19 protein-coding genes are annotated in these 19,328 nt (G+C 31.9%); 4 read left to right on the forward strand and 15 right to left on the reverse strand.

What is annotated here, in order from left to right; genetic code table 11:
- The first annotated feature begins 105 nt into the window (after window positions 1-105).
- Window positions 106-789, forward strand: coding sequence for a cell division ATP-binding protein FtsE (locus ACKXGU_RS04610; RefSeq protein ID WP_463466881.1), 684 nt, complete (start codon window positions 106-108; stop codon window positions 787-789).
- Here ACKXGU_RS04610 and ACKXGU_RS04615 read toward each other — a convergent pair.
- From ACKXGU_RS04615 to ACKXGU_RS04635, 5 genes are all read right to left on the reverse strand, one after another.
- Window positions 783-1,703 (reverse strand): D-alanyl-lipoteichoic acid biosynthesis protein DltD, encoded by a 921-nt coding sequence (locus ACKXGU_RS04615; RefSeq protein ID WP_463466882.1) that lies wholly within the window; start codon window positions 1,701-1,703, stop codon window positions 783-785. The genes ACKXGU_RS04610 and ACKXGU_RS04615 overlap by 7 nt on opposite strands.
- Entirely contained in the window at window positions 1,703-2,914 is a 1,212-nt protein-coding gene (locus tag ACKXGU_RS04620) for an MBOAT family O-acyltransferase (RefSeq protein WP_463466883.1), read from the reverse strand. Before ACKXGU_RS04620 ends, ACKXGU_RS04615 begins: the two co-directional genes overlap by 1 nt.
- Before the next feature lie 226 nt (window positions 2,915-3,140).
- A complete protein-coding gene (locus tag ACKXGU_RS04625) occupies window positions 3,141-4,082 on the reverse strand; it encodes a hypothetical protein (RefSeq protein WP_463466884.1) in 942 nt (313 codons plus the stop codon).
- On the reverse strand, window positions 4,075-4,530 hold the full coding sequence (locus ACKXGU_RS04630) for a hypothetical protein (RefSeq protein ID WP_463466885.1): 456 nt from the start codon (window positions 4,528-4,530) through the stop codon (window positions 4,075-4,077). Before ACKXGU_RS04630 ends, ACKXGU_RS04625 begins: the two co-directional genes overlap by 8 nt.
- Window positions 4,531-4,601: 71 nt before the next feature.
- Window positions 4,602-6,194, reverse strand: a complete 1,593-nt coding sequence (locus tag ACKXGU_RS04635) for a right-handed parallel beta-helix repeat-containing protein (RefSeq protein ID WP_463466886.1) — start codon at window positions 6,192-6,194, stop codon at window positions 4,602-4,604.
- 100 nt (window positions 6,195-6,294) lie between these two features.
- On the opposite strand from ACKXGU_RS04635, the gene ACKXGU_RS04640 reads away from it, so the two are divergent.
- Together ACKXGU_RS04640 and ACKXGU_RS04645 are read left to right on the forward strand one after the other, a co-directional pair.
- Window positions 6,295-7,185, forward strand: coding sequence for a glycosyltransferase family 2 protein (locus ACKXGU_RS04640; RefSeq protein ID WP_463466887.1), 891 nt, complete (start codon window positions 6,295-6,297; stop codon window positions 7,183-7,185).
- Window positions 7,182-8,105 carry a glycosyltransferase family 2 protein gene (locus ACKXGU_RS04645; RefSeq protein ID WP_463466888.1) on the forward strand — a complete coding sequence of 308 codons (924 nt, stop codon included), beginning with the start codon at window positions 7,182-7,184 and terminating at the stop codon, window positions 8,103-8,105. The genes ACKXGU_RS04640 and ACKXGU_RS04645 overlap by 4 nt, the downstream gene beginning before the upstream one ends.
- Here the strand turns inward: ACKXGU_RS04645 and ACKXGU_RS04650 are convergent.
- Window positions 8,099-8,506, reverse strand: coding sequence for a sugar 3,4-ketoisomerase (locus ACKXGU_RS04650; RefSeq protein WP_463466889.1), 408 nt, complete (start codon window positions 8,504-8,506; stop codon window positions 8,099-8,101). The two genes, ACKXGU_RS04645 and ACKXGU_RS04650, sit on opposite strands and share 7 nt — an antisense overlap.
- Entirely contained in the window at window positions 8,507-9,331 is an 825-nt protein-coding gene (locus ACKXGU_RS04655; protein WP_463466890.1) for a glycosyltransferase family 2 protein, read from the reverse strand.
- Window positions 9,332-9,370: 39 nt separating this feature from the next.
- Here ACKXGU_RS04655 and ACKXGU_RS04660 point away from each other — a divergent pair, with 39 nt between their 5' ends.
- On the forward strand, window positions 9,371-10,516 hold the full coding sequence (locus ACKXGU_RS04660; protein WP_463466891.1) for a glycosyltransferase: 1,146 nt from the start codon (window positions 9,371-9,373) through the stop codon (window positions 10,514-10,516).
- 1 nt (window position 10,517) lies between these two features.
- Here ACKXGU_RS04660 and ACKXGU_RS04665 read toward each other — a convergent pair whose 3' ends face one another.
- From ACKXGU_RS04665 to typA, 8 genes are all read right to left on the reverse strand, one after another.
- Window positions 10,518-11,828, reverse strand: coding sequence for an O-antigen translocase (locus tag ACKXGU_RS04665; protein WP_463466892.1), 1,311 nt, complete (start codon window positions 11,826-11,828; stop codon window positions 10,518-10,520).
- Window positions 11,829-12,929 carry a DegT/DnrJ/EryC1/StrS family aminotransferase gene (locus tag ACKXGU_RS04670; RefSeq protein WP_463466893.1) on the reverse strand — a complete coding sequence of 367 codons (1,101 nt, stop codon included), beginning with the start codon at window positions 12,927-12,929 and terminating at the stop codon, window positions 11,829-11,831. It abuts the gene before it with no gap.
- On the reverse strand, window positions 12,926-13,906 hold the full coding sequence (locus ACKXGU_RS04675) for a GNAT family N-acetyltransferase (protein WP_463466894.1): 981 nt from the start codon (window positions 13,904-13,906) through the stop codon (window positions 12,926-12,928). Before ACKXGU_RS04675 ends, ACKXGU_RS04670 begins: the two co-directional genes overlap by 4 nt.
- A 33-nt stretch (window positions 13,907-13,939) precedes the next feature.
- Window positions 13,940-15,436 carry a hypothetical protein gene (locus ACKXGU_RS04680; RefSeq protein ID WP_463466895.1) on the reverse strand — a complete coding sequence of 499 codons (1,497 nt, stop codon included), beginning with the start codon at window positions 15,434-15,436 and terminating at the stop codon, window positions 13,940-13,942.
- Window positions 15,433-16,812, reverse strand: a complete 1,380-nt coding sequence (locus ACKXGU_RS04685) for a class I SAM-dependent methyltransferase (RefSeq protein WP_463466896.1) — start codon at window positions 16,810-16,812, stop codon at window positions 15,433-15,435. Before ACKXGU_RS04685 ends, ACKXGU_RS04680 begins: the two co-directional genes overlap by 4 nt.
- Window positions 16,802-17,008, reverse strand: coding sequence for a hypothetical protein (locus ACKXGU_RS04690; RefSeq protein ID WP_463466897.1), 207 nt, complete (start codon window positions 17,006-17,008; stop codon window positions 16,802-16,804). The genes ACKXGU_RS04685 and ACKXGU_RS04690 overlap by 11 nt, the downstream gene beginning before the upstream one ends.
- 30 nt (window positions 17,009-17,038) lie before the next feature.
- Window positions 17,039-17,269 (reverse strand): uroporphyrinogen decarboxylase, encoded by a 231-nt coding sequence (locus ACKXGU_RS04695; protein WP_463466898.1) that lies wholly within the window; start codon window positions 17,267-17,269, stop codon window positions 17,039-17,041.
- Between the two features lie 66 nt (window positions 17,270-17,335).
- Window positions 17,336-19,135: a translational GTPase TypA gene (typA, locus tag ACKXGU_RS04700; protein WP_463466899.1), complete on the reverse strand. Its 1,800-nt coding sequence runs from the start codon at window positions 19,133-19,135 to the stop codon at window positions 17,336-17,338.
- Between the last annotated feature and the right edge of the window lie 193 nt (window positions 19,136-19,328).

Below are 19,328 nucleotides of genomic sequence, written 5' to 3' on the forward strand. Positions count from 1 at the left end.
ATAAATCGATTAAACAATTACTGCATTCTATTTTCCCTATTTCGCATTAATTGTTTACTTTGTCGTATCGAATTTATTTTCTTTTAAAAACTCTAATTCATAAGTATGCAGCAAGTACTTTATCTTAAAGACGCTTCTATTTTTCAAGGTGATAGCTTGGTATTGTCCGATATCAATGTTGAAATAAACAAAGGCGATTTTGTATATCTCATTGGTAAGACTGGAACAGGAAAAAGTAGTTTTATGAAAACGCTGTATGCTGATTTGCCTTTAACTAAAGGAGAAGGCAGTATTGTGGACTTTGACTTAAGAACTTTGAAAGAAAAAGACATTCCGTTTTTAAGGAGAAAATTAGGAGTTGTTTTTCAAGACTTTAAGCTATTAACGGATCGAACGGTTAATGATAATTTGAGTTTTGTTTTGAAGGCCACGGGATGGAAAGACAAAAAAGAAATGAATACACGAATTGAGGAAGTCCTTGATAAGGTTGGCATGAAAACCAAAGGCTTTAAATTTCCTCATGAACTTTCTGGTGGTGAGCAACAGCGAATAGCCATTGCAAGAGCCTTGTTAAACAATCCTGAACTAATATTAGCTGATGAACCTACAGGAAATTTAGATCCACAAACCAGTGTTGAAGTCATGGAAGTCCTTCAGGATATCAATAAAAATGGCAATACGATTTTAATGGCCACCCATGATTATGCTTTACTTTTAAAATATCCCAGCAAGACACTTAAGTGTGATGACAATCAAGTCTATGAAGTGGTTCAAAAGAAGAATCAATGATTTTTAAGAAATTCGTTAATAATACTGGTGCATTTTTTTGCACCATATTTATTTAAGTGATCAGCATCCTGAAAATCCTCTAATTCAAATCTTGTATCCTGGACCAAATTTAAATTCTTTACATGTTCATTTGTAACAGCCAATTCTTCTGATTTATTTAATATTTCTGATACCTCATCCTGTTCTAATAACTGATAATATTGCTGGTTAACCGGTAAATTGACCAAAAGAACTTGAATATTTTTTGATTTACAGATGGTAATCATCGATTCAATTCGCTCAAGGTTTTGAGAAATATCAGTTTTGCCATCATTGTGTTTTCTAGAAATAACTTTAGCCAGTCTTAATCTTTCCAAGGAATCTACAGACGCATCATAACCCAAACCCCAACCATTTGTATCACAATTAACAAGCGTATTATTATGCCTAAAAATATCTAACGCCTGCACAGTTCTAACTAATTTTTGAGATAATGCTAAACTATATTTTTTTGGGTCATACCATTTTACGAGTGGCACTTCTAAATCCATTTGCACCTCATAAAAATACTTTCTCCAAACATCCTCTTGGGTGTTATCCGCCTGACTCATGGTGGTATATTCCATAGGAATAATAACGTATTCAAGGTTATTCAATTTATTAATGTACTTTTTGAAGAGTAATTCATCAAAATAGATGGTTTGACTCAAATTAGCTATGTTAAATGCGTTGCCATCCAAATATTCTGGATTAATACCATACATGGCATGAGAATCACCAAAAATCAAAATCTCAAGGGAGTCTGCTCGCTTGAGTATTTCGCCATGCTTAAAGCTGTAATTAGTCGGAACCGTCCTGTAAAATATATCTATACCTACTAATACCAATAAAATAGGCAACAAAAACAATCCCGTATATTGTAACAGTTTTTTCATTAAAATTGAAAATAAATAAAAGGTTGCGAATTGCCAGAAAAATAGAAAATACAAATTGCTATTGCATAGTAAATGGACATTCTTAAAAATCTCGATTTTATAAAATCAATATCCAGTAAATGTGCTCTTTTGCGCTGGAACCATTCCAAGATTATGAAACCAAAAAGCAGCAATATCAACCCTCTTGATACTTGAGGCAATGAAAACAATGATGCATTAAATATGCCCTGCAAATACAAAATGGCATGCGAGAAATTCTCTGCTCTAAAAAAGACCCAAGCAAACGTTACAATCAAGAATGTCACCACCATTTGAATGAAAGTCTTGAATGAGGGTAATAATTTATTTTCATCTGCAACATCTTTATGGTCTTTATGCCAACCAAATAAAACTAGAGGTAAAAAGCATAAAGCATGAATCAATCCCCAAATCACAAAAGTCCAGTTGGAACCATGCCATAAACCGCTCAATAAAAACACTGCAAATATATTTCTAACTATTTTTATTTTTGAAACACGACTACCTCCTAACGGAATATATACATAATCCCGAAACCATGTGGACAGTGAAATGTGCCAGCGGCGCCAAAACTCGCCCAAATTCCTTGACAAATAGGGCATTTTGAAGTTTTGCATTAAATCGAATCCCAACAATTTTGAGCAACCTATAGCAATATCGGTATATCCAGAAAAATCACCATAAATTTGAAAAGCAAAAAAGAAGGCCCCAAAAAACAAGGTACTACCACTTTGCTCCGGATAGTATTGAAACAATTCATTGACAACTTTGGCACAATTGTCAGCAATGACCATTTTTTTAAAGAGTCCCAATAAAATTAAGCGTAAACCATTTACACCAGTCACATAATTGATTACCCTAATCTTTTCAAATTGAGGCAATAAATTACTCGCTCTTTCAATTGGACCTGCAACCAATTGTGGAAAGAAACTCACAAATGCAAAAAAAGATATGGGGTTTTTGGTTGGCTGAATTTTATTATTATAAATATCTATTGTATAACTTAAAGTCTGAAACGTATAAAAACTAATACCAACTGGTAGCATTATTTTAAGTGTTGCCGTATTGAAACTACTCCCAAAAATCGTAAAAACACTATTAAAGCTTTCTACAAAAAAGTTATAGTATTTAAAAAAACCTAATAGCCCCAAATTCACCACTAAACTTGTCAGTAACAGGAATTTTCTATTCAAAGACCTTGATTCTTTATACAAGTACCTTCCTACTAAAAAATCAACCGTAGAGCTTATAAAAATTAAAGACAAAAAGCGCCAATCCCAACATGCATAAAAAAAATAACTGACAACAATTAAAAATATGTTTTGGACTCGCAGACTTCTATTAAATACAAACCAATACAAGAAGAATACAAGGGGCATGAAAATGGCAAAATCTACGGTATTAAAAAGCATGTCTTGACTAAAATTTGACTTTAGTTCCCCTGTTTATAATGTTTATAATTGGTAAGGATTTAATGGTATCCTTTAATTTGGAATTCATATTGAATGGTGACATAATAAGCAATATTCCTATGCATAAAATCGCACCATACATTGAAACATTTAAGGTCAAGGCAATTCCTGCATGTAATAGCAACAATAAAACACCCCAAACCCTATGCAGATAAGCTCTAAAAAAAACAACAACTGAAAACAACTCAATATAAACAGCTCCTAAATACAGAAACCAAGCTAGAAAATAATGATCTATAAGCCAAGTGCCTACCAAAGTGGGTTCAATGAGCTGATTTTGCAATATAATAACGTTCCTCATAGATAATGGAGAGAACAAGCTGACCTGACCGTTAAACCACTCAATAACCCCCCAAAACACTTTCCAAAAACCAGTTAATGAATAAGAAAGCAGCAAGAAAAATTGCATGGTTGCAAACATCAGAATGGTTTTCTCTTTGAAATGTGCTTTTGTTTTATCAGGAATAAACATTAAACAAAAAAGATACATTAATGGTAAATAGAGTCCGTGGTTTATTTTACCGAATGAATTGGTAAACGCTATAAAGAAAAAGAAATTGACAAATGCAAAAACCTTTAAAAACAAATTATTGTTTTTAAAACAAAGTCCTATGAATGCCGAAAGTAAACTCAATTTGAAATATAATGCCAGATAAACTGATGGAATTCCCTTAAAAAACACCAATGGCCACAAAGGATTAATTCTTTCAGCATTTTCATAGATACTGATATTAAAGACATTATTGAAGACCAAAACCACAAAAAACACATATGAAAACCTAATTATGATTTGAATGTCCTCATATAATTTATCAACTGGTTTTGAGAAAATTGAAAATTTACCAAAGGTAAGTTTCCAAAAAAAATGATTTTTTATATACTCATTCAATGTTTACAATCTTATTATTAATAACAGAACAAACCTTGATTGATTTTTCGGTGTTCTTATAATCTTTTTTACTCAAATCAATCTTTTTTATGAACAAATCATAATTACTACCAACTGGCAATATTTTCAAAAACCTAGTTTCCTCAATTTTGGTTTCATCAAAATTGTTGGCAACCGCAATATAAAAATTAGCTACGTTCAAATTCATATCAATTAAGGAAAGATGATGAATATCTTGAAGTTCTAAAATATTAGTAGGTGGTATTATAGAATCACCAACTCTAGTAACTAAAACATAGGGAAATTCAACAGTGTTAGGTGTTTTTGAGTACAGAGACCACCTGAAAAAAGGAAAAATCTCCTTGTTGTATGTCGTGAATCTACCAATAAAAGCTAGGCTTAAATAAATTATTGACCAAAAAACAATAAAATTTTTATAAAATTTCATATCAATTTAACACGACCAGTCTAATGTAATGAATATTTACAAAATAGGTAGTAATTAGAGGCCTGAATAAATTAAAACAACCACTTAAATAAACGTTTAATAAAACTTTCTGGCTCTTCTATTATATCAGATTTTTTTTCTTCAAAATCAACAATAAAAACCCCAAAATTGTTAAGTGTTTTATTTGCTGTTCGTTTTAAACTCATTGGAAATTCGACAGTAGAAGAATCTGAAAGTTCACCAGACATTAAAACCTCATCTAAATTTTCAACATCACGAACTGTATAGGTTACGTTATTTTTACCAATAAAGTCATGGAAATCAACTTGAATTGCCTCTTCATTCTTACTAAAAAGCACCACTCTGTAAGAGTTTGATTTGTGTTCATTTTTTGTAATATCCAATACTGGCGGTAAGTCAAATTGCTTTATGTTTTTATGTTCACTATTGTTATCCTGCTTAAAAGTTGTTTGCCACTTATCAAACGGATATTTATTTTTTTCAATTATAAATGGGGTTTCATTTTTTGTGTAATAGGTATTGTTATTTAAGCTCCCCGAAGATAGACTATTGGTAGTATGCAACATCAAATAAGCGTATCCAGTATAAACAATATTATCTGTAATTGTAACAGATTTTGCATGAAGCACCCTAAAGGCATTATTTCTTCCAAGTATGATGTTATTTTTAACCACGACGTTTTCGATCGGGGCTTTGAAAATAAAACCTAATGTTAATGAAGCCGCATTTCCGTTGATTTGATTTTGCTCATAGTTTGTATTGTGATAAAGGATATTGTTAGTAACCTCAACATTTTTCGCGATATTGATTCCATTTCTATCATTGGAAGCCACTATAACATTGTCAACAGGTCTTCCAGAAACTAAACCACTATTGAAAATCACATTATTATCAAGTGTGATGTTCTTTACAAATTCACTTTTTGATCGTTTACTTGCTGACCAAACTTCAATGCCTTTGTAATAATTATTGAAAATGATGTTGTCTTTAATAATTCTTGTTTCATTATCACTATCATTTTGAACATAAAACCCTTCTCCTAATCCTTCGTTACTTTTCCCAATGTATCCATTATCGTAAACAATACAATTAGCAATTACGGTGCCTCCTGTTTTTTTCCAGGAACCAAAGCCTAAGCCATTATTACCATGTATTACAAGATTAATGAATTTACAATTTGCACCACTATTATGATTAATACCACCGAATTGGTTAAATCCTTTATCATTTTCATTTCTGGTGTAAGCTCCTACTGGTGAAATTTCAAAATCTTTGAAGGTGACATTATTTCCGACGATGGTTAATGTGGGTTCAGCAGAACCAGAAATATTTCCATTCAAAATTGCCCACTCATCTTTGTATGATGAAACGATAATATTTTTATTAGAAATGGTGCTTTTCAATTTACTTGTAAATTTACCCGAATAAACACCACCGTGCAACCAAATCGTATCACCTCCATTGACAACTTCTGGTTTCTGTCTTAATGCTGTTTTCAAGTCCCATGGTTTATGCAAACTTCCATCACCATTTTCCGAACCTTTGTTGGTCAAGTGATCTTTTGGAAAAACGTGAAATGATTTCTGACTATATCCTTGAATAGTAAAAACCAATAAACAAAATGTCGTTATAATCAATCTCATAGAAACAAAATTACAATTACCATACCACATCAACGTTTAAAATTGGTTTTAATTAAAAAACTGTTTAATATTGATTAGATTTGACATAATTGTGAGATTCATGCTTTCTATTTTAATTCCTACATTCAACTACAATGTTTATCCATTAGCAAAAAAACTAGTTTTAGAAGCTGAAAACATCGGATTAAATTATGAACTAATATGTGTCGATGATGGCTCATTGTCTGAAACCAACCGTGTCAATCAACAAATAAACCATCTTAAAAATAGTCTTTTCATTGAAAATAAAAACAACTCAGGAAGAACAGCAACCAGACAGTTTTTAGCCCATAAAGCGCAATTTGATTGGCTGCTTTTTTTAGATGCTGATGTTTTACCAGTTCATGATGACTTTTTAACAAGGTTAATGTCAGATGACTTTTTAACAAGCGATGTAATTTTTGGCGGAATATCCTATCAGTATAAAAAACCCGATGACAACCATATACTGCGCTGGAAGTATGGCAAAAAAAGGGAAGAAAAATCTGTTCCTTATCGAAAAAAACAGCCTTATACATCCATCATATCAGGTGCTTTTTGTGTGAAAAAAAAATTGTTTTTAGACATTAACCAACATTTATTAATGTCAAAATATGGACTGGACATTTTATTTACGCATAAATTAAAATGTACTCATGCTAAAATAAGTCATATAAATAATCCTGTATTTCATTATGGTTTGGAAACAAACCACGTTTATTTATCAAAGTCAAAAGAATCCATTAAAACATTGCATGAGCTCGTTATTCAAAACACCATTCCTAAATCCTCAACACCGCTATTACGATTATATTTTCAATTATTATCACTTAAACTAATAGGTCCCATTATGTATTTGACTAACAAGTTCAATAATGTTTTAGAGAAAAATCTACTTGGAAACTCTCCTAGTTTATTGTTATTTGACTTATATAGATTAGGATACTTCAGTAGGCTAAATAAAAATCAATGAATCCAAATTTTTCAATAATAATACCCTTATTTAATAAAGAAAATTATGTAACGAAATGCATTCAATCGGTATTGGATCAAACCTATCTGGATTTTGAAATCATCATAATTAATGATGGTTCAACTGACAACAGCCTTAAAATTGTTGAGGGATTCAATGACAATAGAATAAAAATTTTTACTACCAAAAACAATGGGGTTTCCGCTGCCAGAAATTTAGGCATCCAAAAATCTAACAGTCATTATTTAGCTTTTCTAGATGCTGACGATTATTGGGAAAAGTCTTTTTTGGAATCAGTTATGCGACTCATTTCAATATATCCAGATTCACACGTTTTTGCTACTGCCTTAAAGATAGAAACTGAAAGAACTACTTATCCAGCCAATTACAAAAGCTTAAATATTCAATCTGGTGACCATGACACAATTAATTACTTTCAGAGCAGCATCGGACATTCCGTATTGCATTGCGCAAATTCAGTATTCAGCAAAAAATCAATTGAAGACATTGGTGAATTCGATGAGTCGCTAATGACTAATGAAGACACAGATTATTGGATTAGAACTGGTTTGAAATACTCAATCGTTTTTTTGAATGAGATACTTGCAACGCATCGATCCGTCAGTGATGGATTAACAAGGTCAAACAAATTGGATTATAATCCCATTAATTTTAAAAAGTATCTTTCCATTGCTTCAGATAATCCAGACGCTTTAAAATTCTTGACCAAAAACATGTACTCATCAATACTTAAGTTAAAATTAAATGATGATATTGAAAATAGCAATAAAATAAAAAGCTTAATCCCGAGGCAATATTTGACATTTAAGCAATTTCTTATTTTGGCATTACCCAAACCGTTTTTAGCAGTTATTGTAAAGTTTTATCAAAAAACCTCGAATAAGAAGTCGTATTATTGATTTTTGTATGAAATAAATTCATCATAATCCCGAATGTAATCAGTTTCTTCAAAAACCTCGGAAGCTAGGACCAGACAAACAGAACCCGACGAGAAGTTCTCCAATTCTCTCCAAATCCCAGTTGGTATTAAAAGTCCTTTATTGGGTTTATTCAAGGAAATTTTAGAACGTTTTTTACCATCGTCCAATACGACATCAAAACTCCCACTTAAAGAAATTAAAACCTGACTTAATTTTTTATGGGCATGTCCGCCTCTATAAGCGTTACTAGGCACATCATATAGATAATATACGCGCTTGATATCAAAGGGTAACACATTTTTCTCGATGATTGCTAAATTACCTCTTACATCTTCTATTTTAGGAATCTCAATAAGTTGTACATCTTTTAATGTCTCCATTTAATAACTATTAATTTGTCTATACCTTCTAATACCATTCAATCCAATCTCAAATTTATTCTTGACATCGGCAAAAGTTATCAATCGCTTTCGCAATAACGAAACAATTAACTTTAATAACAAAAAATACGCCCAAAACCCATAAAGTTTATAATTCATAGCCCCTCTAGCAAAAAAATGTTTATCGGAGGTTACATCATCACTCGAACTATACGGTTTATGAATGACAATAAATTCTGGAACGAACAAAGCAATGATTTTTTCTGATAAAACCTGCCGGAGAAAAAAAACATTTTCACCATCTTCAAAAGTACTTCCTAATCCAAAAAGTTCATCAAATTTTATATTATGGTTAATTATTGCTTTTTTTCTAAAAGCAATTTCTATTGAAAGGACTTTTCTGTAAATAGCATTTATAGGCGTAATTGATTTTGGATAATTCCAATATGAATTACCATTCGTTGTTTGAGTCTTGAATGTTATAAGGCTAGCATTTTCATGATTTTTGAAAGCTTCTATTATGTTATCTAAAAACCCTTTCAAATAAATGACATCATCATCAGCCAAGAGACAAATACGACCTAACGCATTTTCTAAAGCCAGATTTCTACTTTTACTTAAACCTTTGTCAAATGAATTAATAACCCTAATATTTGGGAAATCGGAAGTCAATAGATGCTCTTCGGACGTTTGATTAATAATTAACAAGAATAGATTCTCCTGCTCATTATTTGGAAACATATTATTTAGAAATTCCAATGAGTTTCTATTCATGGTCGAAATCAGGATTTCCAATTCAATTTCGCTTCCTGCCTGATTATTCATTTAAACATTTATCTTTGAAACAAAGATATTAAAATAAGCATGCGAATTCTCTTGGTTGGCGAATTTAGCCGATTACACAATTCTTTGAAAGAAGGCTTAATAAAACTAGGTCATGAAGTAGTGATTATTGGCAGCGGTGATCAGTTTAAAAAATATCCTGTTGATATTAATATTGACGCCAAACTATTTAAAAAACAACCACTCCAATTATTTAGGAAAATCTTTCATAAAATAACCAAAATCGATATTGCTCAAATTGAAATTTACTTTAGAATTAAAAACAAATTACCCATTCTAAAGAATTTTGATGTGGTACAACTGATAAATGAAGATGCCTTTTTTATTCATCCCAATTTACAAATTCCACTTCTGAAGTATCTCATGAATCGCAATAAAAAAACCTACCTACTATCATGTGGCGACGACTTTTCTTCAATAAACCATTATCTGAATCAAAACTCAAAATACTCAATCTTAACACCATATTTAAAAGATGGAAAATTAAAAAAAACTTACCGTTATTCCTTAAAGTATGTTTCAAAGCCATACAAAAAACTACATGATTTTATTTATTCAAACATTGCTGGAGTCATTGCATCCGATTTAGACTATCATTTACCACTACTCAAGAATCCAAAATATTTAGGATTAATACCAAATCCTATCAATACTGACATAATAAAATATGAAGACTTGAAATTAAATAATCCAATAGTCATTTTTTTAGGTATTAATCGTCCAAATTATTGCAAAAAAGGTATTGATTATTTTGAGCAGGCTTTGGACATTGTTTCAGAAAAATATGGTAATGGCGTTACTATTATAAAAACAGAAAATCTACCTTATGCGAAGTATATACAGTCTTATAACCGCGCTCACATACTTTTAGATCAGGTTTATGCATATGACCAAGGATACAATGCCTTAGAGGCTATGGCTAAAGGCAAAGTTGTATTCACTGGAGCCGAACAAGAATGGTTAGATTATTATCATTTGGATGAAGACACCATTGCCATTAATGCTCTACCCGATTCAAAATATATAGTTGAGAAACTCTCTATGCTTATTGAAAACCCAGAAAAACTCGATGACATTTCTAAAAGGGCACGCTTGTTTATTGAAAATGAACACCACTATATTAATATTGCCAAACGTTATATTGATGTTTGGAATAATCACTCCTGAATTATTCTTCCAAATCAGGTTCTTCGGGCAATACACCAAACAAGGAGGAACTAAATATCAAAAGTATCAATCCATAATACGCTACATAAGTCACAAAGTGGGCAATATTAGCACCTTTAGTTCCATAGATATCAATAAAATAAATACTGGTGAAATACAAAATAACAACAGAAAAAGCTTCGGTAATAATATAATGCCAAAACATCTTTTTGGCCAAAAATTGATAGGCTATTACAATTGACAGTACTTTTACAAAATCTCCCAACAACTGCCACAGGAACAAATCTTGAACAGGCAAAAATTCCTCTGAAAAAATTAATAGAACTATATATTTACGCAATAGATATATCAAAAGTAACCCACCAGCGAAAATTGGAATAATGGTCTTATAAAAATTAAAAACCTCATTTCTAAACTCTTTCTTATTGTCAATTTCTGATAACCTCGGTAGAATATAAAGGGTTAATAAAGAAGACACAAACATCAAATAATATTTTGAAATCCGATTCATAGTCTCCCAGAATCCAGCCTCCTTTATACCAACGGAATCTGTGATGTAGTTTCTGATAATTATAGCAACAACTGGTAGCATGACCGCAGAAAAAATCGCCATCAATGAATATGAACTCAACTTTTTAATATAATCGAAACTAATATTTTTTACTTTCACCAATGGTGCTAAACTTTTTCGGTTGGCAACTCCTACCAGCGTTATTAAAAATATAAGGGATTCAGAAATAGCCACCGAAATCAAAGCACCGTCAATGCGTTCTTTATAGATTAATAATATGGTAATCGAAAGCCCTAATAGCTGTCCAATAATATTGATAATAATAAGGATTTTATATTTTGAATAGCCATTCAAAATACCAAACGTAAACATGTTGAGAGCATAAAATGGCAAGGCTATAGCTAAAATCCTGATGACATAGGCATAATCATTATAATAAGAAAAGACATAATCATTGATTAAATTTGCTCCAAAGTAGCAAGCCAATGAAACCAAAATAGTTGAGAAAAAACCTAAATAAAATATGGTAGACAGTGTTTTGCTTAACTCAATAGTATTTTCTTTAAATTCAGCTATATATTTTACAATGCCGTTGTAAAATCCGAGAATAGACAACGTTTGAACTGAACTTAAAAAATTTCGCAAATTACCAATTAGAGCCATTCCTTCAGCACCCACAAATAAAGCAATAGCTTTAGATGTCAAAAATCCGGCAATAATTTTGGTAGCTACAGAGGCCGAATTTAATGAGGCTACTTTTATTAATACATTATTATTGATATAGTGCAATAATCTCTTCAATTAAAAAGTATTTAGTAGATTAATAATTATGGTTACCTCTTCTTCACGCATGACAGGACTAATTGGAATACTGACAACTTGATCATGTATTTTTTCGGTTATGGGCAATTTCAAATTACTATATTCCTCCAGTGCTATTTGTTGGTGAGGTGCTTTTGGATAATGAATCAAATATTCAATCTGGTTTTTAGTCAGAAATGCCAAAAATTCCTCCCTATCATCAACTCTTAAAACAAATACATGAAACACATGATTTTCTGACCCATCATAATAAGGCAATTGTATTCTATCGTTTTTGATTTCATTCAAGTAACGTATCGCCACTCCTCGTCTTTTGGAATTATCTTTATTTAACATCGGAAGTTTAATACTCAATATAGCTGCCTGAATTTCATCTAATCGATTATTGAAACCTTTACTATCAAACAAATATTTTTCGGTTGAGCCATAATTTCTTAATTTTTGTACAACACTCGCCAATTTTTCATCATTGGTTGTTACGGCTCCAGCATCACCTAAAGCCCCTAAATTTTTGCTGGGATAAAAACTAAATGCCGCCGCATCACCCAAATTGCCAGCACTAATTCCATTACTGTCTTGAGCGCCATGTGCTTGAGCAGCATCTTCAATAACTAATAATTTATGCTCTTTAGCCAAATTATTAATAGCTTCCATATCAGCCAATTGTCCGTAAAGATGAACCACTAATATGGCTCTAGTTTTGTCATTAACATTTTGTGCTATTTCTTCAGATGACATGTTAAATGTCTGTGCATCAGGCTCGATAAAAACAGGTTTTAATCCTGAATGTATTATAGATAAAATACTTGCTATATATGTATTGGCTGGGACTAAAACTTCATCATTTGGCTTCAACAGACCCAGTTCAACATAAGCTTTGAAAATAAGCATTAAAGCATCCAAGCCGTTACTTGTACCGATACAATAATTAGTTCCGCAATAGGTAGCAAAATCTCTTTCAAAAACTTCCACTTCATTACCAAGAATGTATCGCCCTGATTCCACAAACTCATGAAACTTCTTTTGAAAAGCCGCTTCAAAACGTGCATTTATTTTTTGTAAATCCAAGAACTTTATCATTTCAAAACGGTATCTAAAATTTTGTAATTAGCAATTGGTAACTCATAAAAATCCTGTACAAACGCTCTAGCACCAAATCCCTCTTTCCAATATTGCAATCCAGAATTGACTTGTAAACCATTATTTTCGTTGGAAATACCAAAATCAAAATACGGTTTTTGCTTGAAAACATCTTTTAACAAAAAATCATGAAGAAAATCCAAACTACCTGTTTGGTTCTTGTTCTCATCAGCAGAAATATATTGGGAATGCGCTACTTGGTCCGTAACAAAAATCGTTGTTCCTGCAATTAATTTTTCATTGTGATAAACATTATATTGTATGATATTTTTGGGAAAACGCTCCTTAAGTAATTTAATCTCCGCTAAAGTATGAACAGGTGTAGTACCGTGTTTACTTTTGAGATTTGGAATTAAAATTTCGTTCCAAAAAGCATCAAATTCATCATCACATTTAATAATCAAACCAATATTTTTAGCACGTTTAATACCATCAATCCTATCCTTTGAGTATTTAATTAATGAATTTTGCTTGACGACTGCCAACATGTCTCTTTTAGATAGTTTAGCCTTTAAAACGCTCATGAGATATAGAAATTCCTCACTGGGGCATTTGGCATAAATACTGGGCAATGTTTTAATTTCCATCATTTGGAAATCTTGATTGTGATAATATTCCAAAATAATTTGAAAACAATTCAAAATCGAATGAAACTTTAGATTTTTACCTACCAATAACCCACCATAAGTTAATCCTTTATGCGAATAAATAACGGTGCCCTCCTTGCAAGCTGGGAATGCAGCAATGACTTTCTCTCCTTTGAAAACCAACAATGAAGCATCAGCAAATCGGTCCTGATGGTAATCCATAAAATCTCTAAAAAAAAGAAACGTAGCGTTTTTTGCCTCATGCATAAAAGCATCCCACTGAATTTTATGGTCACTATAATATGGTTTTACGGAATATTCGATTGTCAATTATTTTTTTCTATTTGAAAAATACTAATTAATTTAATGTTCTTCAATTTTATTAAAAACTGGAAGTCCGTTTTCATCTAAATACTCATAAACTCCAAATGGCGCACCATCTAGAATTTGAATATAACTTTTATCATCTTCCATATGATTTAATAGAGTCCTATTTGTACTTAAATAAGAAAAAATTACTCTAAAAAGGTTCACATTAGTCTTTAATTCATTTTCATAATAGGAATCCATTTTTTCAGGCCATTTAATGGATAAGTTAGCAGAAAAAATCGATTTAATTAAATATGGATCTTTCACTTTCGTTTTTGATTCTACTGTATAATTAAAGCCAACATAACCTCCATGATCTGCAGCAATAATTATTAACGCATCAGGATCTTCTTTTGTTATGAGACTTACAACGTCTTCAAGAAATTTATTAGCCTCCTTCAATCTGGTAAGATAGTTATTACGTTCCAAGTCTACTCCATCACTTTTATCTCCATATGAAGTAATATGACCAGGACTAATTTTTTCAACAAAGTAAAAGTTACTTTTATTGCTATTGGCATTAATTGCCTGTTTCAAATCCTGCAGTACATCTCTCTTAAACTCAAATCCTCTGGCAAAAAAAGATACATCACTATAATTTATATTACATGAATCATAAAATAAATTTGGTCTATTAACCAACAAATATGGATGTTCCAAAATCAAATTATTCTGATATCCATTATTCTTTAAAATGGTTAAAACAGGATTCTTACCCACGATTATTTCTCGAGAATTGAATAATTCACCTTCATTCGGCTTGGGGTCATTATAATAATGATGTTTCATACCGAACATAGACGTATTGGAACTTAATGTGGAATAATAATTACTTCTGAAATTGGGATAATTTTTGAATCCAAATGTATTCATATAGCCTTCAAACGTACTATTGTCAAATTTATAATACCCTTTACTTAATTCTGAAAAATTAACGTAACCATCCGGTTGAATAAGATATATATTTGGTTGCTTTTTAAATGAAACATTGGCGATGTCATCTTCTTGATCCAACCAATCATATGAATAAAATAATTGCTTTGATATATCAGGAATTAATTTAGGTGCTGTTATAATAGCTAGCAAAAATTGGAAAACTATTAATTTGTGAAAGTGTTTTTTAAGAATTATACCGACGCAAAATGTAGCAATAATAACTAATAAAACGAGTTTTTTTCTACCTAAACCATAGGTGCTAAACATGATTAATATGGCAAAAATCACAAAGCCAAGGACAGGGATAATATGATTATTTAAAGGCCAATTTTTGGTGTTGTTTTTTACAATCTTAATCGAGTAAAAAACTATTATTGGTACAATTAAATACAACAAACAAAAAAATGCTAATTGACTCCAAGAATTTAGAAGTGTATAATTGGAATTATAAAAATATAATAATGGGTATAATCCAGAAGCAATACCAGCAATGATTGGATAATCCTTTTCACTGTTAATAAAATCAATGATTTTTTGCCTTAAGCCTAACATCATTTTCTTTTTAAAAAATACATGACTCGTCTTGAACCAGGAATTTCAACCTTATCCAAAACCTTAAAAAATTGTAAATAGGCATCAATGAAATTCGACTCATTATAAAAATCAAAGTGACTTCTAAAATCGCCTTTACTTTTTAATAAACGCTCAACCCATGAATCCCCGAGTTTTGGAAACTCAATAATAAGATGTTTGGAAAATGATTCAAAAAAAGATGCCGACATTTTAAAAGTAACATTCCCTGAAAGTGTTATATGATGAATAACAGCAAGTGCTAAAGTAATGTCCGGGTTATATTTTTCTATTCTATCCTTAAAAGCTGATCGCTCTTGATTATTGAAACCAATATCCCCAGAAGGATTCAAAACATCCATTACAAAAGGAAGAATGTGGGCTTCTTGCTGTTTTTTGACCCTGATATAATTTTGATCTACAGCATTATTATCCACATCACATACCAGAGCTTGTTCCAATTTTTGTTCTATCCTACGCACAAAAGTACCATCATTACCACCAATGTCAATTAAAGTCTTGGCGTTTATGAGTTGAATCCATTTATTGATTATTTGTGCTTTAAAATTAAATGCCTCGTCAGTATAATTCGTTTTATTATAATAATCACCCCATTCTGTATGTTCCTTCAACTCTATTTTTTTTATGTAATCATACAATGACTTTACAATATTGAGTTGTGCTTGTTTTGAAAGTGTGGTATGTTTTTGATCACCATTATAATCAGCATGATGCTTTTCTTCAAATTTTGCCAGCAAGTATACATTGGAGTATAAAAAAGGGTTTAGTTTAGACTTAAACGGTAGCATAGAAGCTAACATACCTATTGGTATACCATCTATAAAATTACTCATCATTTTAAGGGATTGCGCACCGTGATAATGTGCCAGAAGTAATGGGCCTAAAAAATGAGTAATAAATTGTTTATAGGCACGCCATGGTTCATTTTCTTTATAAAAATCAAATGATAAAGTATCAATAAAAATAGCTTGTCCTTTATAAAATGTAACATTGAAAGCTGATGCATCCTTCAGTGAGTACCCATGCTCCAAAGCAAATTTTTGAATCTTAAGCGTTAATAAAGCAGCCTCTTTATACTGCAAAAAGCTCCACTCATAAGGATAAGTTAGAAAAGGTATCTGTTCAGGTATTAAGATTATATGGGAAGGGCTTGATTCCTCTTCAGTATGTCGTATCAACAAATTATTTTGAAACAATTTTTCAAAAAAACCTGTTTCTTTTAGGCTCTGGTATTGTTTAAAATAAATCGGATTAATAAGGCGCTTATAGACATTATTGTCATTAAAAACGAATCCTGATGGATCTCTAAATGAAGATGGATGCTGTTGATTATCTATCACTTGATTGTTTGTTTTCTATGTCAGTTTCTTTAATATCAATATCATCAAATAGGTCCTCATCATGTTTCACAAGACCAAAAAATGATTTGATTTTAAACATCAAACCTTTTGAAAACAAAACAACCCCAGCTACGGCAGCAACAACTGCCTGAACAATCATAGCACCAATGCTCGGATCAAAATAAAGAAAATGCATACTCAAACTTTTTTGTAAATATAGTGAAGTCTAATTTTTCTTGAGCACTAAATAATAGAGATTTATGAAAACGATAGCTCCATTGGATATGATTATAGGCCAGGATGTTTGAAGCATAAATCCATAAATAACAAACAATATACACCCAATTGAATTGACAATTCGCAGCCTACTAACATCTTTCATCATAAATGAAATCAATAATACTGCCATAGCAGCATAGCCAACCCATTCCGTTAAGGAAACTCCCAATATTTCCATATTTATATATGTTTAGATTGCAAAAAAAAGGAATTCTATTTAGAATCCCTTTTTTAACTTTTAATTTTATATCGCTTTATTTCGCTTGCGATCAACTTCTTTTAAAAGGATTTTTCGCAATCTTAAATGTTTTGGTGTTACCTCAACATATTCATCCTTTTGTATATATTCTAAAGCTTCTTCCAGTGAAAATTTGATAGCTGGAACAATTTTAGCCTTGTCATCAGCTCCAGACGAACGCACGTTACTCAACTTTTTGGTTTTGGTCACGTTGACGACCATATCATCACCTCGAGAATTTTCACCAATCACCTGACCTTCATAAATATCTTCTCCTGGATCAATAAAAAACTTACCACGTTCCTGTAATTTATCAATAGAATAAGGGATTGCCTGACCATTTTCCATGGATACTAACGATCCATTTTGACGCTCTGGAATACCCCCTTTTAACGGTTGATATTCTTTAAATCGGTGAGCCATGATAGCTTCACCCGCTGTAGCCGTCAATAATTGATTACGTAAGCCGATAATACCTCTTGAAGGTACGATAAACTCACAAACCATGCGATCACCTTTGGCTTCCATACTCAACATTTCACCTTTACGCATGGTCACCATTTCTATGGCTTTACCAGAAACCTCTTCAGGTAAGTCAATAGTCATTTCTTCAACAGGTTCACATTTTACCCCATCAATTTCTTTTATAATAACCTGTGGTTGACCAATTTGAAGTTCATAGCCTTCACGACGCATCGTTTCAATTAACACCGATAAATGCAAGACGCCACGACCAAATACCATAAATTTATCTGCACTGTCTGTTTCTTCAACACGTAATGCCAAATTCTTTTCCAACTCTTTGGTTAAACGCTCTTTTATATGTCTGGATGTCACATATTTACCGTCTTTACCAAAGAATGGTGAGTCGTTAATAGTAAACAACATACTCATCGTGGGCTCGTCAATCGCTATGGTTTTTAATCCTTCTGGATTTTCCCAGTCGGCAACCGTGTCACCAATTTCAAAACCTTCCAAGCCTACTATAGCACAGATATCACCTGCTTTAACTTCATCAACTTTTTTACGGCCTAATCCTTCAAAAGTGTGTAACTCCTTAATCTTAGATTTTACAACGCGACCATCACGCTTAACCAAGGAAATATTCTGACCTGCTTTCAATTCACCACGTGTCAAACGGCCAATGGCTATTCGACCTGTAAAAGATGAGAAATCCAATGAGGTAATCAACATTTGTGTTGTACCTTCTTCTATTTTTGCTTCTGGAATATGCTCAATAACCATGTCCAGCAACGGCTCAATAGAATCAGTTTGTTTTTGCCAATCTTCACTCATCCAGTTGTTTTTAGCAGAACCATAAACCGTTGGAAAATCCAATTGCCACTCCTCTGCACCCAATTCAAACATCAAGTCAAACACTTTTTCGTGGACTTCCTCTGGCGTACAGTTTTCTTTATCAACTTTATTAATAACTACACAGGGTTTCAATCCTAAATCAACTGCTTTTTGTAATACAAATCGCGTTTGCGGCATGGGTCCTTCAAAAGCATCAACCAATAATAATACGCCATCTGCCATATTCAATACACGCTCTACTTCACCTCCAAAATCGGCGTGACCTGGTGTATCGATAATATTTATTTTGGTATCCTTATAAACAACAGAAACGTTTTTAGACGTGATAGTAATACCACGTTCACGTTCTAAATCGTTGTTATCCAAAATCAAATCACCTGTATTTTCGTTTTCACGAAATAACTGACAGTGATACATAATTTTATCAACCAAGGTCGTTTTGCCGTGGTCAACGTGCGCAATAATTGCAATGTTTTTTATAGTAGCCATAATGGTGCCGTATTTTAAGCGTGCAAAGGTACGTTATATTTTAATATTTAAACCATTATATTTCATCAATTAGTTAATTAAATGTTATAATCATTTAGCACTGAAATAAAACACAAGGAATTCCGTTAAGTAATTGATTGATAGTAAATAGCCATTACTAACCAGCTCATAACCACCCAAGGCGCTTTACTCA

The sequence above is a fragment of the Hanstruepera sp. CR43 genome (genome assembly GCF_055227665.1).